This window comes from Sediminicoccus rosea (assembly GCF_033547095.1).
GTDB lineage: Bacteria > Pseudomonadota > Alphaproteobacteria > Acetobacterales > Acetobacteraceae > Roseococcus > Roseococcus rosea.
Window position 1 is genome coordinate 572,929 of record NZ_CP137852.1, and the last position, 25,779, is coordinate 598,707.

The 25,779-nt window shown below is 71.1% G+C and carries 22 protein-coding genes; 7 read left to right on the top strand and 15 right to left on the bottom strand.

Annotation, left to right across the window (positions count from 1 at the left end; all coding sequences use genetic code 11):
• Positions 1–109 precede the first annotated feature (109 nt).
• Together R9Z33_RS02785 and R9Z33_RS02790 are read left to right on the top strand one after the other, a co-directional pair.
• Positions 110–1,579, top strand: a complete 1,470-nt coding sequence (locus R9Z33_RS02785; protein ID WP_318649786.1) for a gamma-glutamyltransferase — start codon at positions 110–112, stop codon at positions 1,577–1,579.
• Positions 1,576–2,745, top strand: a complete 1,170-nt coding sequence (locus R9Z33_RS02790) for a pyridoxal phosphate-dependent aminotransferase (RefSeq protein ID WP_318649787.1) — start codon at positions 1,576–1,578, stop codon at positions 2,743–2,745. Before R9Z33_RS02785 ends, R9Z33_RS02790 begins: the two co-directional genes overlap by 4 nt.
• Positions 2,746–2,820: 75 nt before the next feature.
• Here R9Z33_RS02790 and R9Z33_RS02795 read toward each other — a convergent pair whose 3' ends face one another.
• The 3 genes from R9Z33_RS02795 to R9Z33_RS02805 form a co-directional block, all read right to left on the bottom strand.
• Complete coding sequence (locus tag R9Z33_RS02795; RefSeq protein WP_318649788.1) at positions 2,821–3,909, bottom strand: branched-chain amino acid aminotransferase; 1,089 nt, start codon at positions 3,907–3,909, stop codon at positions 2,821–2,823.
• Positions 3,910–4,041: 132 nt separating this feature from the next.
• Positions 4,042–5,004 carry a Bug family tripartite tricarboxylate transporter substrate binding protein gene (locus R9Z33_RS02800; protein WP_318649789.1) on the bottom strand — a complete coding sequence of 321 codons (963 nt, stop codon included), beginning with the start codon at positions 5,002–5,004 and terminating at the stop codon, positions 4,042–4,044.
• 36 nt (positions 5,005–5,040) lie between these two features.
• Complete coding sequence (locus R9Z33_RS02805) at positions 5,041–6,114, bottom strand: tartrate dehydrogenase (protein WP_318649790.1); 1,074 nt, start codon at positions 6,112–6,114, stop codon at positions 5,041–5,043.
• A gap of 42 nt (positions 6,115–6,156) precedes the next feature.
• Between R9Z33_RS02805 and R9Z33_RS02810 the strand changes: the two genes are divergently transcribed.
• From R9Z33_RS02810 to R9Z33_RS02825, 4 genes are read left to right on the top strand one after another with little or no spacing between them, the layout of a single operon-like run.
• Positions 6,157–6,846: a GntR family transcriptional regulator gene (locus R9Z33_RS02810; RefSeq protein ID WP_318649791.1), complete on the top strand. Its 690-nt coding sequence runs from the start codon at positions 6,157–6,159 to the stop codon at positions 6,844–6,846.
• A gap of 43 nt (positions 6,847–6,889) precedes the next feature.
• Positions 6,890–8,176 carry a glycerate kinase type-2 family protein gene (locus tag R9Z33_RS02815; RefSeq protein WP_318649792.1) on the top strand — a complete coding sequence of 429 codons (1,287 nt, stop codon included), beginning with the start codon at positions 6,890–6,892 and terminating at the stop codon, positions 8,174–8,176.
• Positions 8,177–8,235: 59 nt separating this feature from the next.
• Complete coding sequence (gene pyk / locus R9Z33_RS02820; protein ID WP_318649793.1) at positions 8,236–9,885, top strand: pyruvate kinase; 1,650 nt, start codon at positions 8,236–8,238, stop codon at positions 9,883–9,885.
• Positions 9,886–9,909: 24 nt separating this feature from the next.
• Entirely contained in the window at positions 9,910–10,272 is a 363-nt protein-coding gene (locus R9Z33_RS02825) for a hypothetical protein (protein WP_318649794.1), read from the top strand.
• A 163-nt stretch (positions 10,273–10,435) separates the two neighbouring features.
• On the opposite strand, the gene R9Z33_RS02830 is transcribed toward R9Z33_RS02825, so the two are convergent.
• Both R9Z33_RS02830 and R9Z33_RS02835 read right to left on the bottom strand, forming a co-directional pair.
• Entirely contained in the window at positions 10,436–11,233 is a 798-nt protein-coding gene (locus R9Z33_RS02830; RefSeq protein WP_318649795.1) for an enoyl-CoA hydratase/isomerase family protein, read from the bottom strand.
• Complete coding sequence (locus R9Z33_RS02835; RefSeq protein ID WP_450104022.1) at positions 11,230–14,052, bottom strand: Rne/Rng family ribonuclease; 2,823 nt, start codon at positions 14,050–14,052, stop codon at positions 11,230–11,232. Before R9Z33_RS02835 ends, R9Z33_RS02830 begins: the two co-directional genes overlap by 4 nt.
• Before the next feature lie 609 nt (positions 14,053–14,661).
• On the opposite strand from R9Z33_RS02835, the gene R9Z33_RS02840 reads away from it, so the two are divergent.
• Entirely contained in the window at positions 14,662–15,450 is a 789-nt protein-coding gene (locus R9Z33_RS02840) for an N-acetylmuramoyl-L-alanine amidase family protein (protein ID WP_318649797.1), read from the top strand.
• On the opposite strand, the gene R9Z33_RS02845 is transcribed toward R9Z33_RS02840, so the two are convergent.
• The 10 genes from R9Z33_RS02845 to R9Z33_RS02890 all read right to left on the bottom strand — a co-directional run bounded on the left by R9Z33_RS02845 (position 15,447) and on the right by R9Z33_RS02890 (position 25,762).
• Positions 15,447–16,556: an endo-1,4-beta-xylanase gene (locus R9Z33_RS02845; RefSeq protein WP_318649798.1), complete on the bottom strand. Its 1,110-nt coding sequence runs from the start codon at positions 16,554–16,556 to the stop codon at positions 15,447–15,449. The two genes, R9Z33_RS02840 and R9Z33_RS02845, sit on opposite strands and share 4 nt — an antisense overlap.
• Positions 16,557–16,564: 8 nt before the next feature.
• The gene (locus R9Z33_RS02850) at positions 16,565–17,416 is read right to left on the bottom strand and encodes an acyl-ACP desaturase (protein ID WP_318649799.1); all 852 of its coding nucleotides are present in this window, start codon (positions 17,414–17,416) and stop codon (positions 16,565–16,567) included.
• Positions 17,417–17,626: 210 nt separating this feature from the next.
• Positions 17,627–18,037: an ATP synthase F1 subunit epsilon gene (atpC, locus tag R9Z33_RS02855; RefSeq protein ID WP_318649800.1), complete on the bottom strand. Its 411-nt coding sequence runs from the start codon at positions 18,035–18,037 to the stop codon at positions 17,627–17,629.
• A 187-nt stretch (positions 18,038–18,224) separates the two neighbouring features.
• A complete protein-coding gene (atpD, locus tag R9Z33_RS02860) occupies positions 18,225–19,652 on the bottom strand; it encodes a F0F1 ATP synthase subunit beta (RefSeq protein WP_318649801.1) in 1,428 nt (475 codons plus the stop codon).
• A 15-nt stretch (positions 19,653–19,667) separates the two neighbouring features.
• The gene (locus tag R9Z33_RS02865; RefSeq protein WP_318649802.1) at positions 19,668–20,540 is read right to left on the bottom strand and encodes a F0F1 ATP synthase subunit gamma; all 873 of its coding nucleotides are present in this window, start codon (positions 20,538–20,540) and stop codon (positions 19,668–19,670) included.
• A 9-nt stretch (positions 20,541–20,549) separates the two neighbouring features.
• A complete protein-coding gene (gene atpA / locus R9Z33_RS02870) occupies positions 20,550–22,082 on the bottom strand; it encodes a F0F1 ATP synthase subunit alpha (protein ID WP_318649803.1) in 1,533 nt (510 codons plus the stop codon).
• A gap of 1 nt (position 22,083) precedes the next feature.
• The gene (gene atpH / locus R9Z33_RS02875) at positions 22,084–22,653 is read right to left on the bottom strand and encodes an ATP synthase F1 subunit delta (protein ID WP_318649804.1); all 570 of its coding nucleotides are present in this window, start codon (positions 22,651–22,653) and stop codon (positions 22,084–22,086) included.
• 147 nt (positions 22,654–22,800) lie between these two features.
• Positions 22,801–24,231, bottom strand: coding sequence for a GTPase domain-containing protein (locus tag R9Z33_RS02880; RefSeq protein WP_318649805.1), 1,431 nt, complete (start codon positions 24,229–24,231; stop codon positions 22,801–22,803).
• Between the two features lie 7 nt (positions 24,232–24,238).
• The gene (locus R9Z33_RS02885) at positions 24,239–24,877 is read right to left on the bottom strand and encodes a CoA transferase subunit B (RefSeq protein WP_318649806.1); all 639 of its coding nucleotides are present in this window, start codon (positions 24,875–24,877) and stop codon (positions 24,239–24,241) included.
• A gap of 180 nt (positions 24,878–25,057) precedes the next feature.
• On the bottom strand, positions 25,058–25,762 hold the full coding sequence (locus R9Z33_RS02890) for a CoA transferase subunit A (protein ID WP_318649807.1): 705 nt from the start codon (positions 25,760–25,762) through the stop codon (positions 25,058–25,060).
• Positions 25,763–25,779: the final 17 nt, after the last annotated feature.

Sequence of the window (25,779 nt, forward strand, 5' to 3'; positions counted from 1 at the left end):
CCCGCGCGCGGCGAAAAAACCGGCCCGGCGTTGCTTGGGGGGGCGAAGGCGTCTATCCCAGGTGACCCGCCGGAGGGTCCGGCAGCTTGAGGAACAGAGCGTCGAACGCATGAGCAACACCGCGCGGCACATGAAGCGACCGATCCGCATGCTGGCCCTGCTGCTGGGCGGCCTCACGCTGGCCGGCTGCGAGGCCACGCGCAACGCCACCAACGCGATGCTGGGCGGCTCATCCGTGCCGGCGGGCACGCCGGGCTTCGTCCGCGGCTTCCTGGGCGGCGTCGCGGCCGAGGAGCCGGTGGCGGCCGCCGTGGCGCGGGACATCCTCTCGGCCGGCGGCAATGCGGCGGATGCGGCGGTGGCGGCGGCCTTCACCATGACGGTGACGCTGCCCTCGCGCGTCGGCCTTGGCGGCGGCGGCGCCTGCATCCTTTACGACGTGCGCCGCAACGACCCCGAGGCGCTGGTCTTCCTGCCCGGCCCGCGCGCCGGCATCCCGCCCAATGCCGACCGCCCGGCCGCCGTGCCGCTGATGGCGCGCGGCCTCTTCGCCGTGCAGGCCCGCATGCCGCGCGGCCGCCCCTTCGAGGAACTGATCGCGCCCGCCGAGCAGCTGGCCCGCTTCGGCGCGCCCATGTCGCGCGCGCTCTACAATGACCTGATCGCGGTTCAGGCACCGCTCTTTGCCGACCCGCAGGCGCGCGCCGTCTTCGCCGGGCCGGATGGGCGGCCCGTCCAGGTGGGCGACCGCTTCCAGAACCCGCCGCTGGGCGGCACGCTGACGGCGCTGCGCGTGGCCGGCGTGGGTGACCTGCACCAGGGCGCACTGGCCCGCCGGATCGAGGAGGCGTCCGCGCAGATCGGCGCCGGCACGATCAGCGTGGGCGAGATGCGCGCGGCCCTGCCCGAAGTGGTGCGGCCGGTCTTCGTCAATGCCCGCTCGGGCGACCGGATCGCCTTCCTGCCGCCGCCGGCCGATGGCGGGCTGGCCGCCGCCGCCGCCTTCCAGGCGCTGCAGGCCAACCAGCGGCTGGAAGAGGCGCAGGCGCGTGCGCTGGCCGTGGCCGCCGCCTGGCGCCAGCGCGGGGGCGACCCACAGGCCCTGCTGGCCGAGGAAGGGCTGCCCGGCGGCCTGCCCGGCAACCTGCCGGCCAGCGCCGGCCTCATGGTCTATGACCGCGACGGCAATGCGGTGAGCTGCGCCTTCACCATGAACAACCTCTTCGGCACCGGGCGCATCGCGCCGGGCATGGGCTTCCTGATGGCGGCGGCGCCGAATATCGGCCGCGTGCAGCCGCCGCTGCTGGCCGCCGCCGTGGGCTGGAACCCGAATCTGCGCGCCTTCCGCATGGCGGCCGCGGGCTCGGGCCAGGAAGGGGCGGCGATGGCCGTGGCCGGGCCGCTCGCCGCGCAGATGCTGCGCGACGCCAGCGCCGAGGCGGCGGTGCAGATCGTGCCCGAGCCGGGCCGCGCGCAGATCGGCATGTGCCCGCGCTACCTGCCGGGCTGGCCCTCGCTCTGCACCACGCTCTCCGATCCGCGCGGGACGGGCGTGGCGATGGGCGCCACCGACAGGTGAGCCTGAAGGTTGGCCGGGGGGCGGAAGCGCCGCCCTTCCTCGTGATGGATGTGATCGCGGCCGCCAATGCGCGCGCCGCGAGCCTGCCCGCCGGCGCGCCCGGCATCCTGCGCATGGAGGTGGGGCAGCCCGGCACCGCCGCACCGGCCGGCGCGGTGGCCGCCGCCATGGCCGCGCTGCAATCGGGCGCGCCGCTGGGCTATACCGAGGCCTTCGGGCTGCCGGACCTGCGCGAGCGGATCGCGCGCCACTACCTCGAGCATTACGGGCTGCGCGTACCGGCCGCGCGCATCGCGGTCACGGTGGGGGCGTCCGGCGCCTTTCCGCTGGCCTTCCTGGCGGCGTTCGACCGCGGCGACCGGGTGGCGATGGCCGCCCCCTTCTATCCGCCCTATGCGAATATCCTGACGGCGCTCGGCATGGATCCGGTGCTGCTGGAATGCGGGCCGGAGACGCGCTTCCAGCCGAGCCTGGCCATGCTGGAAAAGCTGGACCCGCTGCCGGATGGCCTCGTGATCGCGAGCCCGTGCAACCCGGCGGGGACGATGCTGGCGCCGGAGGAACTCGCGGCGATCGCGGCCTGGTGCCATGCGAAGGGCGTCAGGCTGATCTCCGATGAGATCTATCACGGCCTTTCCTGGGGCAGCGTGGCCGAGAGCAGTGCGGCGGCGTTTTCCGAGAGTGCGGTCATCGTCAACAGCTTCAGCAAATACTGGTGCATGACGGGCTGGCGCATCGGCTGGCTGGTGCTGCCGCAGGATCTGGTGCGGCCGGTGGAATGCCTGGCGCAGAACATGTTCATCTCGGCGCCGCATGTGGCGCAGGTGGCGGCGCGGGCGGCGATGGATTGCGTGGAGGAACTCGAGGCGAAGAAGGCCGCCTATGCGCGCAGCCGTTCGCGCCTGCTGGAGGGGCTGCCGCAAGCGGGGTTTGACCGGATCGCGGCGGCGGATGGCGCATTCTATCTCTGGTGCGACGTCTCGCACCTGACCAATGACAGCGTGGCGTTTGCGGCACGGATGCTCGAGGGCGCCGGCATCGCGGCCACGCCCGGCGTGGATTTCGACCGCACGCGCGGCGCGCGGTTTTTGCGGTTCAGCTATTGCGGCGACGAAGCCGCGATGGCGGAGGCTCCAGCGCGCCTGTCGGCTTGGTTGGGGCGCTAATTCCTGGGGTCCGGGGCCTTTCGGCCCCGGCGGGTCCAGGGCGGAGCCCTGGATTCAGTCCGTCTCCTGCCGCGATCAGGCGTTCCCGGCGCCGGGCCGCTTCACCACGCTCATCCAGCCATGCGGATCGGGGGCGCGGCCGTACTGGATGCCCATGATGGCGTCGTAGAGGCGCTGCGTCAGCAGGCCGGTGTGGCCATTGCCGATGCGGATGACGTCGCCCTTGTAGCCGAGCTCGCCCACGGGCGAGACCACGGCGGCGGTGCCCGTGCCCCAGACTTCGCGCAGCGTGCCGTCGCGGCCGGCCTGCATGACCTCGTCGATGCTGATCTTGCGTTCGGAGACGCGCAGTCCCCAGTCGCGCATCAGCGCCAGCGCCGAGTTCCGCGTGACACCGTCGAGGATGGTGCCGGCCAGCGGCGGCGTGATCACCTCGTCGCCGATCTGCATCATGATGTTCATGGTGCCGACCTCGTCGATGTATTTGCGCTCCACGCCATCGAGCCAGAGCACCTGGGTGTAGCCGGCCTCGGCCGCCTCCTTCTGCGCGGAGAGCGAGGCGGCGTAGTTCGCGGCCGTCTTCGCCTCGCCAAGCCCGCCTTGCACCGCGCGCACATGGTTGTCGCTGGCGAGGATACGGATCGGCTTCACGCCCTCCCTGTAATAGGCGCCGACCGGCGAGCAGATCACGAAATAGATGTAGCTGTGGGACGGATGCACGCCGAGCATCACGTCCGTGGCGACCACGGTGGGCCGGATGTAGAGCGAGGTGCCGGGCGCGCGCGGCACCCAGTCATGGTCGGCGGCGACCACGGCCTCGAAGGATTCGCGGATCAGCCCGGGATCCATCTCGGGGATGCAGAGGGCACGGCAGGATTTGTTGAGGCGCTGCGCATGCCGCTCGGCGCGGAACAGGCGGATCTGGCCATCCTCGCCGCGGAACGCCTTCAGCCCGTCGAACACCGCCTGGCCGTAATGCAGCACTGAGGTGGCGGGGTCCATCGAGAGCGGCGCATAGGGCACCACGCGCGGGTCATGCCAGCCGCGCCCTTCCTCGTAATTCATCATGAACATGTGGTCGGTCAGGACCTTGCCGAAGGCGAGCGAGGCATCATCCGGCTTCGGGCGGGGCGAGCGGGTCGGGGTGAAGGGGATGTCGGTCATGCGCGCGATCCAGCAATAATGTTGCGTGTGGCGCGAGTGTATTGAAATGATCCATGGGTGAAATACCGGAATTCGGCAACACACCCATGCGTGCCACGCAGATTGGGTCAGCTATCCTGTCGTTGTGGCCGATCAGTCGGCGTATTGCCCTGCGGCCACGATGAGCGGCCTGAGGCGGGTGATTTCGCTCGCCAGGAAGCTCGCGTGGTAGTCCGGGTTCACCTCGTTCTCGGCGGCGACGGTGGTCAGCGTCTCGGCGTAGCGCGCGCGCAGGCGCTCCTCGCGCAGGGCGGCGCGCATCGCCTGGGCGAGGCGCGCCTGGATCTCGGGCGGCGTGCCGGCGGCGGCGTAGAGGCCATGCCAGGCGGACATGATGAGGTCCACGCCCTGTTCGCGCGTGGTGGGCAGGTCCAGGCCTGGGATGCGCTCGGGCAGCGTCACGGCGAAGCCCTTGATCCGGTTGTCGCGGATGAACGGGGCGGCGACGGTCGCCTGCTCGCAGCTGATGTCCAGGCGCCCGGCCATCATCTCGGTCATGGCCGGCGCCGAGCCGCGGAAGACGATGGTGGTGGCGCTGCGCCCGGCCGCGTGCTGCAGCAACATGCCGCAGAGCTGGTTGGACCCACCGAGGCCGCTATGGCCGAGGTTCAGCGCGTCGCCGCGCTCACGGAGCTGGGCGATGTAGCCGCGCAGGTCATTCGCCGGGAAATCCGGGCGGGCCACCAGCGTCATGCCGGTGTGGGAGACGAGGCCGAGCGGCGCCAGGCCGCGCTCGATGCTGAAGGGCAGCTGCCGGTAGAGGGTGGCAGCGGCGGCCAGGCCGATATGGTGGATCAGCAGCGTGTGGCCATCGGGGCGGGAGGCGGCGACGCGCGCGGCCGCGATGGTGCCGCCCGCGCCGGTCACGTTCTCGGCCGCCACGGGCTGGCCAAGCTCCTTCGACATGCCCTCGGCCATGAGGCGCGCGATCATGTCGGTCGGGCCGCCGGCGGCGAAGGGGATCATCAGCGTCAGCGGCCGCGAGGGGAAACCACCCTGGGCGAGCGCGGGCGTGGCGAGAAGCGGCAGGGCCAGCGTGGCGCGGCGGGTCAGCATGAACGTGTTCCTCGATAGTGGATTATTGCCAAGCGGTTATTGATTATCCGCACGGATAGCCTCGACCACCGCCGCCGTCACGTCCTTTGTCGTCGCCGTGCCGCCGAGATCGGGCGTGAGCACGCCCTTGGCCGTCGCCATCTCGATCGCGCGCATGAGGCGGGCGGCGGCGGGTTTCTCGCCCAGATGCTCCAGCATCATGCAGGCGGTCCAGAAGGTGGCGATGGGGTTGGCGATGCCCTTGCCCGTGATGTCGAAGGCCGAGCCATGGATGGGCTCGAACATCGAGGGGCGGTGGCGCGAGGGGTCCAGGTTCGCGGTGGGCGCCACGCCGAGCGAGCCGGCGAGCGCACCGGCCAGATCGGACAGGATGTCGGCGTGCAGGTTGGTGGCGACGACGGTGTCGATGCTGGCGGGCTTGCGGACCATGCGCGCGGCCATCGCGTCCACCAGCTCCTTCTCCATGGTCACGTCGGGGAAGTCCTTCGCCACTTCGGCGGCGATCTCGTCCCAGAAGACCATGCCGTGGCGCTGCGCGTTGGACTTGGTAACGACGGTGAGCAGCTTGCGCGGCCTGCTCTGCGCGATCTGGAACGCGGTGCGCATGATCCGCTCGACGCCCACGCGGGTGAAGATCGAGGTCTCGGTCGCGATCTCGATCGCGTGGCCGCGATGGGCACGGCCGCCATGGCCGGCATATTCGCCCTCGCTGTTCTCACGGACGATCACCCAGTCCAGGCCGCCCGGCGCCAGGTGGCGCAGCGGGGATTCGAGGCCGGGGAGGACGCGCGTCGGGCGGATATTCGCGTATTGGTCGAAGCCCTGGCAGATGTTCAGCCGCAGCCCCCAGAGGGTCAGGCTGTCCGGCAGATGCGGGTCACCCACCGCGCCGAAATAGATGGCGTCGAAGCCTTCGAGGGTCTTCAGCCCGTCCTCGGGCATCATGCGGCCGGTGGCGCGGTAGAAATCGCTGCCCCAGGGGAATTCCTCCACCTCCAGCGCGAAGTCGCCGGCGCGTTCGGTCAGCGCGCGCAGCACCTCGAGGCCGGCGGGGATCACTTCCTGGCCGATTCCATCACCCGGGATGGCGGCGATCTTGTGCGTGCGCATGTGCGGTTTCCTTCTGCTGGGGTTACTGGTATGGAAGCTGGTATGGAAGTCAATCCCCCTCCCTTGCGCGTCACCGCGACGGCCCCCGCGCCCCAGCGCGAAAAGCTCGCGGATGCGGCCTATGCCGCGCTGAAGGCCAGCATCCTGGAGGGGCTGCTGCCGCCGGGGGTGGAGACCGCCGAGCAGGCCATCGCCGACCAGCTCGGCATGAGCCGGACGCCGGTGCATGAGGCGGCGCTGCGCCTGCAGCATGAGGGGATGCTGCAGGTGCTGCCGCGCAAGGGCGTGCGCGTCCTGCCGCTGGACCCGGAGGATCTGCGCCAGACCTATGAGGTGCTGATCGCGCTGGAGGGCGCGGCCGCCGCGCTGCTGGCGATGCAGGCGCAACCCGCTGCGCTGGCGGCGCTGTCGCGCGCCACGGCGGAGATGGGTGCCGCGCTCACGGCCGGCGACCGCGCCGCCTGGGCGGCGGCGGATGACCGCTTCCACCGCGCTTTGGTCGAGGGCTGCGGCAACCCCAAGCTCGCGCGCCTCGCCGCCACGGCGACCGACCAGGCGCAGCGCGCCCGCGCGCTGACCGCCGCGCGCCGGCCGGAGCCGGTGGTGTCGGCCGAGGAGCACGCCGCCATCCTGGCCGCGCTCCAGGCCGGCGATGCCGAGGCGGCACGGGCCGCCACCGCCGCGCATCGCGCGCGGGCGAGTGCGGAAATCCTGGCGGTGCTGCGGGGGTGACGCCCTGGCCACGCCCGCCCATGATGGCGCAAAGGACACGCCCATGACCCACTGGACCGACGCCACCGCCACCGCCGCGCTGCGCGACCTCTATGCCGCCGCGGTGCGCGCGGCCGATCCGCTGGCCGTGCTGGCCGCGCACCTGCCGCAGCCGCCGAGCAAGGGCCGCGTCCTCGTCGTCGGCGTCGGCAAGGCGGCGGCGAAGATGGCGCAGGCGGTGGAGGCGGCCTGGGCGCATCTGCCGCTCTCGGGCCTGGTCATCGCGCCCCATGGGGCGGGGCTGCCGCTGAGCCGCATCGCGCTGCGCTTCGGCAAGCACCCGACGCCGGATGCCGGTGGCGCCGCCGCGGCGGCCGAGATGCTGGCCATGGTCCAGGGGCTGACGGAAGACGATCTCGTGCTGGCGCTGATCTCGGGCGGCGGCTCCTCGCTCTCCACGCTGCCGGCGCCGGGGCTCTCCCTTGAGGACCTGATTGCCACCAACCAGGCGCTGCTCGCCTCGGGCGCGGTGATCGGGGAGATGAACTGCATCCGCAAGCATCTTTCCGCCTTCTCGGGCGGGCGGCTGGCAGCGGCGGCGCATCCGGCGCGGGTGGTGACGCTGGCGATCTCGGACGTGCCGGGGGATGACCCGGAGGTCATCGCCTCCGGTCCCACCGTGGCGGACCCGACAAGCTTCGCCGAGGCCCGCGCCATCGTGGCCCGTTACGGGATGGAACTGCCGCCGGCCGTGGTGGCGCATCTCGCCGCGGGGGTGGAGGAATCGCCCAAGCCGGGCGACCCCCGCCTCGCGCGTGCGGAGCTTCGGATGATCGCCACCCCCATGATGGCGCTGGCCGCCATGGCGGAGGCGGCGCGGGGGATGGGCCTGACGCCGCTCATCCTGGGCGATGCGCTGGAGGGCGAGGCGCGGCATGTCGGCACGGTGCTGGGCGGGATGGCGCGCAGCGTGGCGGCGCATGGCCTGCCGTTGCCGGGCCCCTGCGTGCTGCTCTCGGGCGGTGAATGCACGGTGACCATGGCCAAGGGTGCGGGCGGCGCGGGCGGGCGGAACACCGAATGCCTGCTGGGGATCGCGCTCGCGCTGAATGGCGCGCCGGGCGTCTGGGCGCTCTGCGCCGATACGGATGGCATCGACGGCAAGTCCGCGCATGCCGGCGCCATCGCGGGGCCGGGCACGCTGGCGGCGGCGCGGGCGGCGGGGCTCGATCCGCAGGGGCTGCTGGCGGCGCATCGCAGCCTGGATGTGTTCGCCGCATCCGGCGGGCTGCTCACGCCCGGGCCGACGCTGACCAATGTGAATGACGTGCGGGCAATCCTTGTAGCTTAGCAATGATAAGCTACAAAACCGTCATTGGCGTTGCGACTTACCTTGTGTAAGTTAAGCCCATGCGCGACCCTGCCCTTGAAGACATCCTTGCCCGCCGCGGTGCCGTCACCCGCATCGCTTCGGCGCTCAACATCTCCACCGCCGCCGTCAGCCAATGGAAGCGCATCCCGCCGGATCGCGTGGCCGATGTCGCGCGCCTGTTCAACCTGCCGCCCGAGCGGCTTGCGCCCCCCGGCACCAAGCCGGCCCCGGCCCCCGAAGGATTGCCCCGCATGGCCTCCCGCATCCCGCTGCGCCGGCACCGCCGCACCAAGATCATCGCCACCCTCGGCCCCGCCAGCGCCACGGTCGAGATGATCGAGAAGCTGTTCCGCCAGGGCGCCGATGTCTTCCGCCTCAACTTCAGCCACGGCACGCATGAGGACCACGCAAGCCGCATCCAGATGATCCGTGAGGTGGAGCGCAAGACCGGCCGGCCCATCGGAATCCTGGCCGATGTCCAGGGGCCCAAGCTGCGCGTCGGCAAATTCGCCGCCGGGCGCGTTCAGCTCACCACCGGCGCCCGCTTCCGCCTCGACCTCAACCCGACGCCGGGCGATGTGAAGCGCGTCCAGCTGCCCCACCCCGAGATCATCAACGCGGCCCGCATCGGCACCACGCTCCTGCTCGATGACGGCAAGCTGAAGCTGCGCGTGGTGCGCCAGGTGGCGAATGACCACCTGGAGACCGAGGTGGTGGTGGGCGGCGCCCTCTCCGACCGCAAGGGCGTGAATGTGCCCGACGTGGCGCTCCCCATCCCGGCACTGACCGAGAAGGACCGTGCCGACCTCGATTTCGTCCTGCCGCTCGGCATCGAATATGTCGGCCTCTCCTTCGTGCAGCGGCCGGAGGATGTGGCCGAGGCCAAGGCGATCGCGGCCGGCCGCGCCTGGATCATGGTGAAGATGGAAAAGCCCCAGGCCGTCGAGAATCTCGATGCCATCCTGGAGCTCTGCGACTGCGTGATGGTGGCGCGCGGCGACCTCGGCGTGGAAATGCCGACGGAGGAGGTGCCGCTGGTGCAGAAGCGCATCGTCCGCGCCGCCCGGCAGCTCGGCAAGCCCGTGGTGGTCGCGACCCAGATGCTGGAGAGCATGATCACCGCGCCCTCGCCGACCCGCGCGGAGGCGAGCGACGTCTCCAACGCCGTCTTCGACGGCGCCGATGCGGTGATGCTCTCGGCCGAGACGGCGGCCGGGCAATACCCGCTGGAAGCCGTGAACATCATGGACCGCATCGTCGGTCGGGTGGAGCAGGACCCGGGCTGGCGGGCCCAGACCGATGCGAACCGCCCCGCGCCCGAACCCACCAGCGCCGGCGCCATCGCCGCCGCCGCCGCCCAGGTGGCGCATACGGTGCACGCCCAGGTCATCGCGACCTTCACCAGCACCGCCTCCACCACGCTGCGCGTGGCGCGCGAGCGGCCCGACTGCCCGATCCTCGGCCTGACGGCGGAGCTGCAGGCGGCGCGGCGGCTCGCCGTGGTCTGGGGGGTGCATCCGCTGGTGGTTCAGGATATCCACTCGATGACGGAAATGGTGGCGCGCGCCAGCCGGGCCGCGCAGCAGGAGGGTTTCGCCCGCCTCGGCGAGGAGCTGGTGGTGACAGCGGGCGTGCCCTTTGGCACACCGGGCACCACCAATGCGCTCAGGGTGGCCACGGTGAAGTGAGCCGCCCCAACGGAGACGAGCCTGATGACGCGTATCTTCCTGGCCGCCTGCCTCGCTGTCTCGGTGGCCGCCGCACCGGCCCAGGCCCAGCGGAGCGGCACCTATGACGTCACGGGCACCAATCCGGATGGCAGCGCCTATACCGGCACGCTGGAGCTGGAGCAGATCGGCCTGCTCTCCTTCCGCCTGCGCTGGAACATCGGCCCGGACGTGATCGAGGGCGTGGGGATGGTGAGCGGCCTCAGCTTTGCCACCGCCTTCAGCCTGGGTGGGGGCAGCAGCCCGAGCATGGGCGTCTATGAGCTGCGCCCCAATGGCCAGCTGGTGGGTCAATGGACCACCATCGGCGCCTTCGCCGCCGGCACCGAGACGGCAACGCCGAGATAGGTTTGGCGCCCTCGGCGCCTGTCGCGCGCTCCGCGCCTTTGGCTTCGCCGCGCCGAGGCGGCGCGGGGCCATGCGCCCGGTTGGGCGGCGCCGGCCGCGTTGCGGCCGGTTTCTCCGAAGGTCGCCTATGATCTGATCCGGTGCGGGCTGCGCCTGCCCGCCGCTACCCCAGGGCCCAGCTCGGCTTGCGCTTCTCGCGGAAGGCGGCGATGCCCTCGGCGGCCTCGGGGCCGGCGGCGGTGCGGCCAAAGGCCTGGGCGCCGGCCTCGGCATAGCCCTCGGGCGAGAGTGGGCCCAGCGCGGCCAGCAGCTTCTTCGTCTCCGCCAGCGCGCCGGGCGCGCCCTCCAGCAGCTGCGCGATGCTGGCAGCCACCAGCGCATCCAGGCCCGCACGATCCGGCGCCACCTCATGCACCAGGCCGCGGCGGACGGCCTCCTCGGCGGTGATCACGCCACCCTCGAGCACCATCCGCGCCGCATTTGGCCGCCCCATGCGGCGGGCCAGCCAGGGCAGGATCTGCGCGGGGACCAGGCCGCGCCTTGCCTCGGGCGCGGCGAAGCGCGCATCGGCGGTGGCGAAGGCGATGTCGGCGCTGCACAGGAAGCCGAGGCCGCCGGCATGCGCCGCGCCTTCGACGGCGGCGATCACCACCTGCGGCAGGGCGGAGATCTCGGCATAACGGGCGCCGAGGCGCCGGTTGCGGAGCTGCATCGCGGCCAGCCGCTCCTCCGGCGTGCCGGCGACGACCTCGGTCAGGTCGAGCCCGGCGCAGAAATGCCCGCCGGCGCCGCGGAGCACCACGATGCGCGCCGTGGCATGGCCGCGCAGCTCGTCGAGCAGTTCGTCCAGCGCCTCGCCCATCCCGCCGCCAATGGCGTTGCGGCGGGCGGGGCGGTTCAGCGTGACGTGAACCACCGGGCCCTCGCGCTGGACGAGGACCGGGGGTTCGGCCTGGCTCACCGCTTCCACCAGCCGCCACGGCGGGGAGCGGCGGCCGCCACTTCCTCGACCGTCTTGGGCAGGATGGCGGGCCCGATCACCGGCTCGGCCGGGGCGGGCGCCGGGGCGGGGGCCGGTGCAGGGTCAGGCGCCACGGCGACCGGCTCAGGCACCGGGGCGGTTTCGGCCACGGGCGTCTCGGCGGGCGCGGCCTCGGCGACGGGCGCGTCGGTGGGGACCGCTACGGCGGCAGGGGCCTCCACGGGAGCCTCCACGGCGGGGGCGGCCTCGGGCGCCGGGCGGCGGCGGGCGGCTTCGGCCGCGGCTTCGGCGGCGGCTTCGGCAGCCTCCATCGCGGCCATCAGCGAATCCGGCGCACCGCCGAAGGGGTCGGCCGGTGTCGGGCCGGCATAGGCGGGGGCGGGGCTCGCCACCGGCTCGGCGGCGTCTTCCGTGGCGTCGGTGGCGGGCTCGCCCTCGCGGCGGCGGCGGCCACCGCGGCGGCCACGGCGGCGCGGGCCGCGTTCCTCGCCATCACCAGCGGGGCCATCACCAGCGGGGCCATCACCAGCGGGGCCGTCACCGGCGGGGCCATCGGCCGCCTCGGTGGCGGGCGCCTCGGCATCCTCGGCGCTGGCGGAGGCCTCGGCCTCACCCTCGCCCTCGGCGGCTTCGGCCTCGCCGGCTTCACCCCGCTCGGGCGCGCCGCCTTCGCGGCGGCCATTGCGGCCACGGCGGCGGCGGCGGGGACGGCGGGCGCGTTCCTCGGCGGTGCCGCCCTCGGCGGCCTCGGCGGCGCTTTCCTCGGCCGTGTCATCGCCCAAATCCTCGGGCTCCTCCTCGGCATAATCCATGCGGAGCGCGGCCGGGCGTTCGCTCACCGGGGCAGGCGGCGTCTTGCTGCGCTCGATGCGCGTCTCGGCGCCGTGCAGCGTGTCGTCCGGATCGAACAGCACGGTCACACCCCAGCGGCTCTCGATATCGGCCAGGCGGTCGCGCTTCTTGTTCAGCAGGTAGAGGGCGGCGGGCGAGTTCACGCGCACCGTGATCTCGGCGGCGCGGCGCTTGGCGCACTCCTCCTCGACCGCGCGCAGCACGGCCAGCGCGCTGCTCTCCAGCCCACGGACGGTGCCGCGGCCCAGGCAATGCGGGCAGGTGACGAAGGTGGTCTCGGCCAGCGAGGGGCGCAGCCGCTGGCGCGACATCTCGAGCAGGCCGAAATGGCTGATGCGGCCCACCTGGATGCGCGCGCGGTCATTGCGCAGCGCATCCTTCATGCGCTTCTCCACCATCGCGTTGTGGCGGTTCGCGTCCATGTCGATGAAGTCGACGACGATGAGGCCGGCGAGGTCGCGCAGGCGCAGCTGGCGGGCGATTTCCTCCGCCGCTTCCAGGTTGGTGCGCAGCGCCGTGTCCTCGATGTTCCGCTCGCGCGTCGAGCGGCCGGAGTTCACGTCGATGGCGACCAGCGCCTCGGTCTGGTTGATGACGATATAGCCGCCGGAGCGCAGCTGCACGGTCGGCTCGTGCATCGCATCGAGCTGCGCCTCGGCATTGTAGCGCGAGAAGAGCGGCACGGTGCCGTCGCGATAGGCCTGGATCTTGCGGACATGCTCGGGCATGAGCATCCGCATGAATTCGCGGGCCGTGGAATAGGCCTCGTCGCCCTCGACCAGGATCTCGTCCATGTCGCGCGCATAGCCGTCGCGGATGGAGCGCTTGATGAGGTCGGCTTCCTCATAGATCAGCGCGGGCGCGGTGCTGGCCAGCGTGCGCTCGCGGATGTGGTTCCACAGGCCCAGCAGGTATTCGCAGTCGCGCCGGATCTCGGGCTTGGGCCGCTGGGCGCCCGCGGTGCGGACGATGAGCGACATGCCCGGCGGCATGTCCAGCTCGTCAATGACCTCGCGCAGGCGGCGCCGGTCGGAGCTGGAGGTGATCTTGCGGGAGACGCCGCCGCCGCGGGGCGAGTTCGGCATCAGCACGGAGAAGCGGCCGGCAAGCGAGATGTAGGTGGTGAGGGCGGCGCCCTTGGTGCCGCGCTCTTCCTTCACGACCTGGATGAGGATGATCTGCCGGCGGCGGATCACCTCCTGGATCTTGTAGTTGCGCAGGAAGCGCGGCGTCGGCCGGCGCTCGCGCATGCGCTCCTCGGTGTCGGCCTCGGTCTCGCCATCGGGCGTGCCGACCAGCTCGGGCATGGGGGCGGGGGCGTCGTCGCCTTCGGATTCGCCCTCGGCCCGGTCCTCGGCGGCGGCCTCGGCGCTGGCGTCGTCGCGGGCTTCCTGGCGCGCTTCCTCGCGGGCGGCCTGCTCGGCCTCCAGCTCGGCGGCGAGGTCGGCGGCGATCTCGGCGGCGGTGGGGGCGACTTCGCCGGCCAGGTCCTCGGGCGCCTCGAGCACGGCGTCATCGCTCACCTGGCGGGGGTCGGCCTCCTCGGCCTCCTCGGCGGGGGCGGGACGGCCGGCCTTGACGGCGGCGGCGGCGCGGGCGGCCTGGGCCTGGGCGCGGCGCTCATCCTCGCGCGCCTCGGCCTCGGCCTCCTCGCGCGCTTCCTGCTGCTGCGCCTCGATCAGCCGCTGCCGGTCGGCGACGGGGATCTGGTAATAGTCGGGGTGGATCTCGCCGAAGGCGAGGAAGCCGTGGCGGTTGCCGCCATATTCCACGAAGGCCGCCTGGAGGCTGGGTTCCACCCGGACCACGCGGGCCAGGTAGATATTGCCCTTCAGCGGGAGGCGGTTGGCGGCCTCCAGGTCGAATTCGTCAACCCGGTGACCATCCATCACGACCACCCGGGTTTCTTCCGGATGGGCCGCGTCGATCAACATGCGCTTGGTCATGCAAGGAACACTCCGCACCGCGACGGGAAGGGGCAGGGCCCGGTTCCGGCCCGCGGCGGAAAAGAGAGAGGGAATCCGGGCGGGGGCCGATCGGCGGCGATGTCGGTGACATGCGCTTTCGTCCTCACTCGGGGGCGTGGCGCCCGCTGGAACCTGCGCCCAATGGGGCGGCAGGGGCGGGGCGTCGTGCCCAATGGCTCCACCCCCACGGATGTGCGCCCTTCGCGGGCGGGCGATATCGCGGCAGTCCAGGGGCGCGGAGGTCGAGGGACGACGCGGGCCGGGCTGCACCGCTGGCGCGCTGGCGAAACCGGCCGGCTGACCGCCAGGTGCCACCCAAGGGGCGTCCATCCGGCGGGATCTGGCCAGGGCCCGGCGCGAACCACACGCGCCCTCTGCCCCTTGTCTCGCCCGCAGCACCTATCGCTGGGGCAGGTCACCATACGCGGAAGGGGGGGGGCTCACAACCCGCCTGTTACGATATGTCGCCCGCCCGATGGCCCAAATGGCCGATGATGGGCCCGCGCTGCCCAAGCGGATGGCACGGAATGCTGGATTTTCGTGCGGATTTCGGTAGAAGGGGCGCGTCGCGGTGGGGGTCGCGGCAGGATGCAGGGGTTCCATCGCCGTTTCTTTCTCGCGGGTCTCGCCGGGCTTGGTCTGGCGCCGGCCGCACACGCGCAGGTTGCGCGCGGTCGCCCGCCGCTGCCGCTGGTGGTGCTCGACCCCGGCCATGGCGGGGCCGATCCGGGTGCCATCGGCCCTGGCGGCACGCAGGAAAAGCGCATCACCCTGCCCATCGCCCTGGAACTGAAGCGCCTGCTGGAGCAGGGCGGCCGCTGCCGCGTGGCGCTGACCCGCACGCGGGACGTCTTCGTGCCACTGGCCCGCCGGGTGGACCTGGCGCGCGAGCGGGAGGCCGCGCTGCTGCTCTCCATCCATGCCGATGCCATGCCGGCCGGGCAGGGCCAGGGGCTGCGCGGCGCCTCTGTCTATACCCTGGCCGAAACCGCGACCGACCCGCTGGCCGCGGCGCTGGCCCGGCGCGAGAACCTGGCCGACCGCGCGGGTGGCCTGCGCCTGCCCTCCGTCTCGCCCGAGGTGCAGCGCATCCTGCTCAGCCTCATGCGGCAGGAGACCCGGGCGGGGTCGGAGCGACTCGCGCGCCTCACCGTGAATGCGCTGGATGGCGACGTGCCGCTGCTGAACCAGCCGTTGCGGCGGGCGCAGTTCGTGGTGCTCAAGGCGCCGGACGTGCCCTCGGCCCTGGTGGAATGCGGCTTCCTCTCGAACCCGGCGGAGGAGGCGCTGCTGCGCCGGCCGGAGCATCGCGCGCGCATCGCGACCGCGCTGGCCGAGGCGGTGAACGGATTTCTCGGCCGGCGGGTGGCCGCCTAGTTCCCCGCGAGCACCTGCGCGATCCGCTCGCGCAGGGCCTTGGGGCGCAGCTCCGCATCATAGGGCAGGCCGCGGGTCAGCTGGCCGTCGCGCCGCGCCACGGCGGGTTCCTGCACCAGCCAGGAATCGCGGTCGGTCAGGCCCCAGGTGAGGATGCTGCGCGCCCCGCCTTCCAGCGCCGCGCGCAGGAATTGCCCGGCGTAATCCGCCACCGCCGCGTCACGCAGCGCGAGCGTCGGCGCCAGCACATCTGGCTCGCGCACATCCAGCTCGGTGATGAGGGTGGCGAGGCCGAGGCCGCGCAGCTCCTGCAGGAAGGCCACGAAGGGCTCGGGCCGGAAGGGCTCGCGCATCTGCAGATGTGCCTGGATGCCGATGGCGTCGAGCGGGCAGCGCCGGTCCAGCAGGCCGCGCACCACGCGCAGCAGCCGGGCGCGCTTGATGGCGGCGGCGGGTGTGTCGGCCTCGATGCCGTAGTCGTTCATCGTCAGTCGCAGCGTCGGGTCCACCGAGCGCGCGATGCGAAGGGCGCGCTCGGGGTAGGAGGGGCCGAGGGCGGCGAGCCAGGGCGTGGGGCGGAGATCCCCATCGGTCGGGTCCGGATTGTCGCTGCCGGGCGGGTTGCTGATGATCTCGTTCAGCACGTCCCAGTCGCGGATCGAGTCGCGCGTCTCCCGAAGGACGGTGGTGATGTGCTCCTCCAGGATGGCGGCGGCCTGGGCCGGCCCCTCGGCGATGGCGGGCGCCAGCCAGGCCGGCATGGCGACATGCCAGAGCAGCGCATGGCCACGGACGCGCTGGTTGTGGGCCTGGGCGAAGCGCAGGATGGGGCGGAGCTGCGCGAAGTCGAAGCGGCCGCGCTCGGGCTGCAGCGCGTCCCACTTGCCCTCCCACTCCGGGACGATGACATCGGCCTCGCGCGCCACCAGGGCGGCGAGGGCCTGGTCGCTCTCGAGCACCTGGCCGCGCACGGCGGTGCCGAAGCTGAGGCCCCGCGCGCGGGCGATCTGCCGCAGCGACAGCCCCGGGGCCGGCGCTTGCGCCTGGGCGCAGCCGGGGAGGGCGGCCGCGAGGGCCGCCGTGAGCAGGGGGCGGCGGCCGGGCATGGGCGCGCTCACGCCGCGCGGGCGTAAACGGGCTGCGCCTCCCGCGCCAATTGCTGGCGGAACTTCTCCCGCCGCCAGCAGAGCAGGCGCCAGGCGCCGCGCGCGGCGAGGTCCGACATGCGGCCGCGCGGCTCCAGGCCGATCGCCTTGAAGATCATGCCCATGCTGCGCTCGATGTGGTGGTAGCGGTAATAGCCCATCGCCCGGCCCATATAGCCGGCCGAGCAGCGGGCATGCTCATAGGCGACGCCCGGTGGGTCATTGCTGCAATGGAAGGCGAAGGCCAGCTCGTCATCCTCCGTCTCGCCGACGCGGCCGAGCGCCACCCGCAGCCGGCGCGGGAAGGAGAGGTTCTCGCGCGCCAGGTAGCGCTTCATGTGGTCATAGAAGAGCTTGAAGTGGCGGTATTCGTCGGCGGCGATGAGGCGGCAGACCTGCTTCAGCACCGGCTCTTCCGAGGCCTCGCCGAGCGCGGTGTAGTAGCTGGAGGTGCCCGTCTCGACCATGCAGCGGGCGATGAGCTCGCCGGTGCGCGACCCGCGGATGGAGGCATCCGCCTTCACGTCGATCTTGTAGCCCGCGCGGTAGCGGGCGAAGCTTTCCATGTACTGGAAGGACGGGTCGGCCAGCATGGCCCAGCGGCCGAGCGCGTCCCCGTGCTGGTTCTCCTCGACCGCCCAGTTGTCGGCGGCGGCCTGGAAATCCGGATCGTCATGGAAGACGGATTTGAGATAGGCCGCGTAGTCGTCGCCATTGCGCTCGACCATGGCGGCGGCCTTCACGAGGGGGATGACCTCGGGCTCGACCTTGGAAGGGTCGAAGCTGTCCCAGGCGATCTGCTCGATATGCCAGTGCTTCATCGTTCCGTCACGGCCTCCATGCGCCAGACATGCGCGCCCGGCGGCATGAGATCAAGCGGCAGGTGGCGGAAAAGACACGGGATGTGGCGCGGAGGACGCGGGGGAAGAGCGAACTTCCCAGGAGGGGAACCGGGATCGGAGCATCTGGCCGCATGTGCGGCCGGCCCCGTCGCCTGAGGGGCATCACGGCGAAGCCGTGATGCCGAGACATCACGCCGCTTCGGCGACCTCACGCATGGCGCGCATGGCGAGCAGCGTGGCCATGGCGGCGTCGCGCTTCTCGGGCGTGTCCATCGCGGCCGCATTGTAGGCGGCTTCCGCGGTGGCGATGCGGCGATCGGCCTCGGCCTTGGAGAGTTCGGCGACGGGCGTCGCCTCATCGGCGAGGATGGTGACGCGCTCGGGCGTCACTTCGGCGAAGCCGCCGGCGACGAAGAGGCGATCAGTGTCGCGGCCGCCCTCGGTCACGCGGATGGTGCCGCCACGCAGGGCGACGATCATCGGCGCATGGCCGGGCAGGACGCCCATCTCACCCTCGGCGGCGGGAATGACGACCATCTCCACCGGACGGGAGAGCAGGAGCTTCTCCGGCGAGACGAGTTCAAGCTGAAACGTGGCCATCAATCTTCCCCGTCAAACCGCGGGCAGCCAGCGTGTCTGCGCTGCCCCAGGAGGATCCGGCCGCAACGCGGCCGGCGCCGCCCAACTGAGTTACCAACCCGCGCGACAGCCGCGCGGCGAAGCCAAGCGGCCGGAGGCCGCGCCCGGCGCCTGAGGGCGCCAAAAACAAACGATTGAAGAGGCTGCCTCAGGCCGCCTGCTTCAACGTCTCCGCCTTCTTGGCAGCCTCTTCGATCGTGCCGACCATGTAGAAGGCGGCTTCCGGCAGGTGATCATACTCGCCGGCGCAGATCGCGGCGAAGCTGCGGATCGTGTCCTCCAGCTTCACGAAGACGCCCGGCGTGCCGGTGAAGACCTCGGCCACGTGGAAGGGCTGGCTGAGGAAGCGCTGGATCTTGCGCGCGCGCGCCACGATCAGCTTGTCCTCTTCCGAGAGCTCATCCATGCCCAGGATGGCGATGATGTCCTGCAGCGACTTGTAGGTCTGCAGGATCTTCTGCACTTCGCGGGCCGTGTTGTAGTGGTCGTTGCCGACGATGCGCGGGTCCATGGCGCGCGACGTGGAGTCGAGCGGGTCCACGGCCGGGAAGATGCCCAGCTCCGCGATGGAGCGGTTGAGCACCGTCGTCGCATCCAGGTGCGCGAAGGAGGTGGCGGGCGCGGGGTCGGTCAAGTCGTCGGCGGGCACGTAGATGGCCTGCACCGAGGTGATCGAGCCCTTCTTGGTGGAGGTGATGCGCTCCTGCAGGGCGCCCATGTCCGTGGACAGCGTGGGCTGATAGCCCACCGCCGACGGGATGCGGCCCAGCAGCGCGGACACCTCGGCGCCGGCCTGGGTGAAGCGGAAGATGTTGTCGATGAAGAAGAGCACGTCCTGGCCCTGCTCGTCGCGGAAGTATTCCGCCATCGAGAGGCCGGAGAGGGCGACGCGCGCGCGCGCACCCGGCGGCTCGTTCATCTGGCCATAGACCAGCGCCACCTTGGAGCCATCCGTGTTGCCGTCGCCGAGCTTGATGACGCCGGCGTCGATCATCTCGTGATAGAGGTCGTTGCCCTCGCGCGTGCGCTCACCGACGCCGGCGAAGACGGACACGCCGCCATGGCCCTTGGCGATGTTGTTGATGAGCTCCTGGATGGTCACGGTCTTGCCCACGCCGGCGCCGCCGAAGAGGCCGATCTTGCCGCCCTTCAGGTAGGGGGCCAGCAGGTCGATCACCTTGATGCCGGTGACGAGGATCTCGGCGCTGGTGGCCTGCTCCTCGAAGGCCGGGGCCTCGCGGTGGATGGGGTAGTACATGGTGGCCGAGACCGGGCCGCGCTCGTCGATCGGCTCGCCGATCACGTTCAGGATGCGGCCGAGCGTGCCGGGGCCGACGGGGACGGAGATGCCCGCACCCGTGTCGGTCACTTCCGTGCCGCGCACCAGGCCGTCCGTGGTGTCCATGGCGATGCAGCGCACCGTGCGCTCACCCAGGTGCTGCGCCACTTCGAGGACGAGCTTCTGCTCGCCGATCTGCAGCGTCAGCGCGTTCATGATCGCGGGAAGCTCGGCGGGGAACTGCACGTCCACCACGGCGCCGAGCACCTGCGTCACCTGACCGACATTGTTCTTCATGTGCGGCAATCCTTCTTAAAGGGCTTCAGCGCCGGAGATGATCTCGATCAGCTCACGGGTGATGTTGGCCTGACGCGTGCGGTTGTAGTTCAGCGTCAGCTTGTTGATCATCTCGCCCGCATTGCGCGTGGCGTTGTCCATCGCGGTCATCTGGCTGCCGTAGAAGCCGGCCGCATTGTCCAGCAGCGCGCGGTAGAGCTGGATGGCGAGGTTCTGCGGCAGGATGCGCGCGAGAATTTCCTCTTCCGTCGGCTCGAACTCGTACTGCATGCCGCCATCCGCCGCGGCTTCCGGCATCGGCGCCGGGATGAGCTGCTGGCCGGTCGGCGTCTGGCTGATGACGTTCTTGAAGCGGTTGTAGATGAGGGTGCAGACGTCGAACTCGCCCGCCTCCAGCATCTCGCTGATGCGCGCCGTCACCTCGGCCGCGTCCTCGAAGCCGATGCGCTTCTTGTTGGCGAAGCTATACTCGCCCACGAAGCGGCTCGCGAATTCGCGCTTGAGATAGACCGCGCCCTTGCGGCCGACGGTGATGATCTTCACCGTCTTGCCCTCGGCCTCCAGCGCACGCACTGTCGTGCGCGTGAAGCGGCCGACATTGGTGTTGAAGCCGCCGCAGAGACCGCGCTCGGCCGTCACCACCACCAGCAGGTGCACCTTGTCCGCGCCGGTGCCGACCAGCAGCTTCGGCGCATCCGGCGAACCGGCGACGGAGGCGCCGAGCGAGGCGAGCATGCGCTCCATGCGCTCGGCATAGGGGCGGGCGGCCTCGGCCTGGGTCTGCGCGCGGCGCAGCTTGGCGGCGGCCACCATCTTCATGGCCTGCGTGATCTTCCGCGTGGACTTCACGCTGTTGATCCGCAGGCGCAGGCTTTTCAACGTGGCCATGTCAGGAGCTCAGCCGAAGGTCTTCACGAAGCCGTCGAGGAAGGCCACCAGCTTCGCTTCCGTCTCCTTCTTGATCTCGCGATCATTGCGGATGCTGGCGACGATGTCCGGGGCCGCGGCCTTCAGCTCGCTGAGCAGGCGGCTCTCGAACTCGCCGACCTTGTTCAGCGGCAGCTTGTCGAGATAGCCGCGCGTGCCGGCGAAGATCGCGATCACCTGCTCCTCGACCGGAACCGGCTTGAACTGCGGCTGCTTCAGCAGCTCGGTCAGGCGGGCGCCGCGGTTCAGCAGGGCCTGGGTGGAGGCGTCGAGATCCGAGGAGAACTGGGCGAAGGCCGCCATCTCACGGTACTGCGCCAGCTCCAGCTTGATCTTGCCGGCCACCTGCTTCATCGCCTTGATCTGCGCGGCGGAACCCACGCGCGAGACCGAGAGGCCAACGTTCACGGCGGGGCGGATACCCTTGAAGAAGAGCTCCGTCTCCAGGAAGATCTGGCCGTCCGTGATCGAGATCACGTTGGTCGGGATGTAGGCGGACACGTCACCGGCCTGGGTCTCGATGACCGGCAGCGCGGTGAGCGAGCCATTGCCGGCCTCGTCGCCCATCTTCGCCGCGCGCTCGAGCAGGCGGGAGTGCAGGTAGAACACGTCGCCCGGATAGGCCTCGCGGCCCGGCGGACGGCGCAGCAGCAGCGACATCTGGCGGTAAGCCACGGCCTGCTTGGAAAGGTCGTCGTAGAAGATGACCGCGTGCATGCCGTTGTCGCGGAAGAACTCGCCCATGGCGCAGCCGGTGTAGGGCGCCAGGAACTGCATCGGCGCCGGGTCGGAGGCGGTGGCGGCCACGATGATGGAGTACTCGAGCGCGCCCTGCTCCTCCAGCGTCTTCACGAGCTGGGCGACGGTGGAGCGCTTCTGGCCGATGGCGACGTAGATGCAGTAGAGCTTCTTGCTCTCGTCATCGCCGGCGTTGATGGTCTTTTGGTTGATGATGGTGTCCACGATCACGGCGGTCTTGCCGGTCTGGCGGTCACCGATGATCAGCTCGCGCTGGCCACGGCCGATGGGGATCAGGGCGTCGATCGCCTTGATGCCGGTCTGCATCGGCTCATGCACGGACTTGCGCGGGATGATGCCCGGCGCCTTCAGCTCGGCGCGCATGCGGACCACGTCGGTCAGCGGGCCCTTGCCGTCGATCGGGTTGCCGAGGCCGTCCACGACGCGGCCCAGCAGGCCCTTGCCGACGGGAACGTCCACGATGGCGCCGGTGCGGCTGACCGTGTCGCCTTCCTTCACCGAAAGGTCGGAGCCGAAGATCACGACGCCGACATTGTCGGTCTCGAGGTTCAGCGCCATGCCCTTCACGCCGGAGGCGGGGAAATCCACCAGCTCGCCGGCCATCACGTTCTGCAGGCCATAGACGCGCGCGATGCCGTCACCCACCGTCAGCACGGTGCCGACCTCGGCCACGTTGGCGGAAGCGTCGAAGCTCGCGATCTGCTGCTTCAGGATTTCGGAAATTTCGGCCGGACGGATTTCCATCTCAGGCGGCTCCCTTCATGGCATATTGCAAACGCTGCAGTTTCGACTTGAGGCTGTTGTCGTAGAGCCGCGATCCGATGCGGACGATCAGCCCGCCCAGGATGGTGCTGTCCACGGTCTCGGCCAGCTTGACGCCCGAGAAACCGGCCTCGGTCAGGCGCGCGGTGATCTGCGCGCGCTGCGTGTCGGTCAGCGGGAAGGCGGTGGTGACGGCGGCGACCTGCTGGCCGCGGCGCTCGGCGAGCTTGGCGCCGAAGGCGGCGGCCACGTTCGGGAACTGGCTGAGGCGGCGATTGGCGATCAGCACGCCCATCAGCTTGCGCACCTCGTCGCCGATCCCGGAATTCTCGATGATGGCGAAGATCGCCTTCTGCTGCTCGGCCGCGCCACGGCGCGGATCGGCCAGGAAGGCACGGAATTCGGGATCGTTCCGATAGACGGAGAACAGCCCCTCCATGTCGGCCGCGATGCGGTCCAGCGCCGCGGCGTCGCTCGCGCGCGCGTCATCGGCGATGCTGAGGAGGGCGAGCGCGTAGCGCTCGGCAACTCCACCGGTCTGGTGGGCGTTCAAGGAAATGGTTTCGGCAGCCACCTGGGGTCCCGGTCCTGTTCCTGGGGTTAGCCGCCAAGAGCATCCTGGCAAGGCGAGGGCGCACTACCACAGGCTTTTCCGCACCGCAACCAAGCGCCCGGCGGATTCAGCCCCGCGGCGCGGCCATTATTTTCCGCCCTTGTCCTCGCGCCGCAGCAGCCCGCGCACCACGCCCCAGCCGCCGCGCAGCGCCTGCCCCGCCTCGGCCGCCAGGCTGGGCGCCGCCGCCTCCTCCAGCAGCCGCTCATGGCGGGACAGGCGGGCCGCATCCCGCACCGAAAGCAGCGCGGTCCAGAGCGGCTCGATATCGCCGCCGGGCAGGCGGACGGGGATCACCGATTCCTCGGGCAGGGCCAGCGCATGGGCCAGTGCCTCGGGCGTCGCGGCCGGCGCCAGGTCGCCGCGCGTCATCGCCACCAGCACGGGCGGCGGGCGCAGCCGGGCCTTCTGCCCGGCCCAGGCGGCGAGCGCGGCCAGCGCCGCCTGGTCGGGCGCGCGGTCCGGCGCATCAGCCGCCGCGACATACAGGATCACATCCGCCCGCGCCGCCTCGCGCAGGAAGGCGGCGGGCGTGGTGAGCGAGGGCATGTCGGCGATGTTCAGCGCCGGCCGGCCCGGCGCTTCCACCCGATGCTCCAGCACGCGCTTGCCGGGGCGGGCGCGCGGCGTGCCGGCCAGCGCGTTCAGCAGCGCGCTCTTCCCCGCGCCGGCCTGGCCGGCCAGCAACAGGCGCAGCGGCGCCTCCGGCTCGGCATCGGCCGCATCGGCGCGGGCCAGCGCCGCGAGCTCGCTGGCGGAGAGGCGCAGGCGCCCGGAATAGAGGTCGATCGCCGCGCGCCCCGTCTCCTGGATGAGCTGGGTGGTGGCGCGGCGGCGCATGTTCTCGCTGAGGAAGCTGCCGGTGGCGCCGGTCGCGTAGCGCGCCGCCTCCTGGGCCGCGGCCTGCAGCGGGTTCACCATGCGGCCCACGCGATACAGCGTCTCGCCGATCGTATAGGCGGCGCGGGCACCGGCGCCGTAGCGGTCCACCATGCGCTGGGCCCAGAGCGCATCGCTGATGCGAATCCGCCGCGCACCGGGCCATTGGATCACCCAGCGGCGGAGTCGCCCGGCCACCTGCTCGGTCAGCAGCAGCGCCTCGGGCAGGGTGACGCGGGCCATGGGGTCGGGCTGGCCAGGGTGGAAATGGTTGGCGACCAGCTCCACCACCTCCCAGGCCAGGGTCTCGGCCCGGGCGCGGTCATCGAGGTCGAGCGGCTCGGTGCGGCGGGCCAGCGCCTGGACCTTGGCCCAGGCCTCGGTCTCCTCGGTGTTCCAGCCATCGGTCGGGAAGGCGTCCGCGGCCTTCATCTCGGCCATGCGGGCCTCGGCGCGGCGGCGCACCAGGATGCGAAGCGGCACGCCCAGCAGGCCGAGCACGGCCGAGGCCAGCGCCCAGAGCAGAACGCCGCCATTCTGCCAGAGCCAGAGGAAGCCGAGGCCGAACAGCGCCAGCCAGGGCAACGCCAGCAGCGTCGCCAGCGTCACCTCCAGCCAGTAGCGCCTCAGCCAGGCCATGCGGCCGTCAGTTGGCGTGGAAATCCGCCGCCGTCTTGGCGCGCAGCTCCTCCAGCGTCACCTCGGGCGCGAGCTCCACGAGGCGCATGCCGGCATCGCCGCGCCGATCAATGGTGAAGACGGCGAGTTCGGTGACCACCATGTCCACCACGCGCTGGCCGGTCAGCGGCAGCTCGCAGGACTTCAGCAGCTTGGGCTTGCCGCCGGCGGTGTGCTCCATCAGCACGATCACGCGCTTCACGCCGGCGACGAGGTCCATGGCGCCGCCCATGCCCTTCACCATCTTGCCCGGGATCATCCAGTTCGCGAGATCGCCGTTCTGGGCGACCTGCAGCGCGCCGAGGATCGAGAGGTCGATGTGGCCGCCGCGGATCATCGCGAAGCTGTCGGCGCTGCTGAAGATGCTGGTGGTGGGCAGCATGGAGACGGTCTGCTTGCCGGCGTTGATGATGTCGGCGTCCTCGGTGCCTTCCTCGGGGAAGGGGCCGATGCCGAGCATGCCGTTCTCGCTTTGCAGCTGGACGGAGATGCCGGGGGGGATGTGGTTGGCCACCAGCGTCGGGATGCCGATGCCGAGATTGACGTAGAAGCCATCCTGCAATTCGCGGGCCGCGCGGGCGGCCATCTGGTCACGGGTCCAGGGCATGGGAGGGGTCCTCAGAAAAGGAGAAAGGGGAGGGCGCCGCCACCAGGCGGGGCGCCGCGAAGGGAGAATGCGGCCGCAGAGCGGCCGCCGCGCCCAGACGCCGTGGGCAGCCCGCGCGCCAGTGGCGGCGCGAAGCCAAGCCGGCGGAGCCGGCGCCCGGCGCTTGAGGGCGCAAAAACATCAGGCCGCTTTGCGGACCGTGCGGTTTTCGATCAGCTTCTCGTAGTCCGCGGGCAGCTGGATGATGCGCTTCACGAAGACGCCGGGGGTGATGATGTGGTCGGGGTCGATCTCGCCCGGCTTCACCAGGTGCTCGACCTGCGCGACGGTGACCTTGGCGGCGGTGGCCATCATCGGGTTGAAGTTCCGCGCGGTGCGGCGATAGACGAGGTTGCCTTCGGTGTCGCCCTTCCAGGCGTGAACCAGGGCGAGGTCGGCGAAGATGCCGCGCTCCATCAGATAGGTCTCGCCATCGAAGACCTGGGTGGGCTTGCCCTCGGCGACAGCGGTGCCCACGCCGGTCTTGGTGAAGAAGGCCGGGATGCCGGCGCCGCCGGCGCGGATGCGCTCGGCCAGGGTGCCCTGCGGGTTGAACTCGATCTCCAGCTCGCCGGCCAGGAACTGGCGGGCGAATTCGGCGTTCTCGCCCACATAGCTCGCGATCATCTTCTTGATCTGGCGGGTGCGGAGCAGCTTGCCGAGGCCCACATCGTCAATGCCGCAATTGTTGGAGACGATGGTGAGATCCTTCACGCCGGATTCCTTCACGGCGTCGATCAGCAGGGCGGGGATGCCGCAAAGCCCGAAGCCGCCGGAATGGATCACCATCCCGTCGCGCAGCAGCCCGGCCAGGGCGGCCGTGGCGTCGGCATAAACCTTTCGCATCGTCACTTCCTCATCAT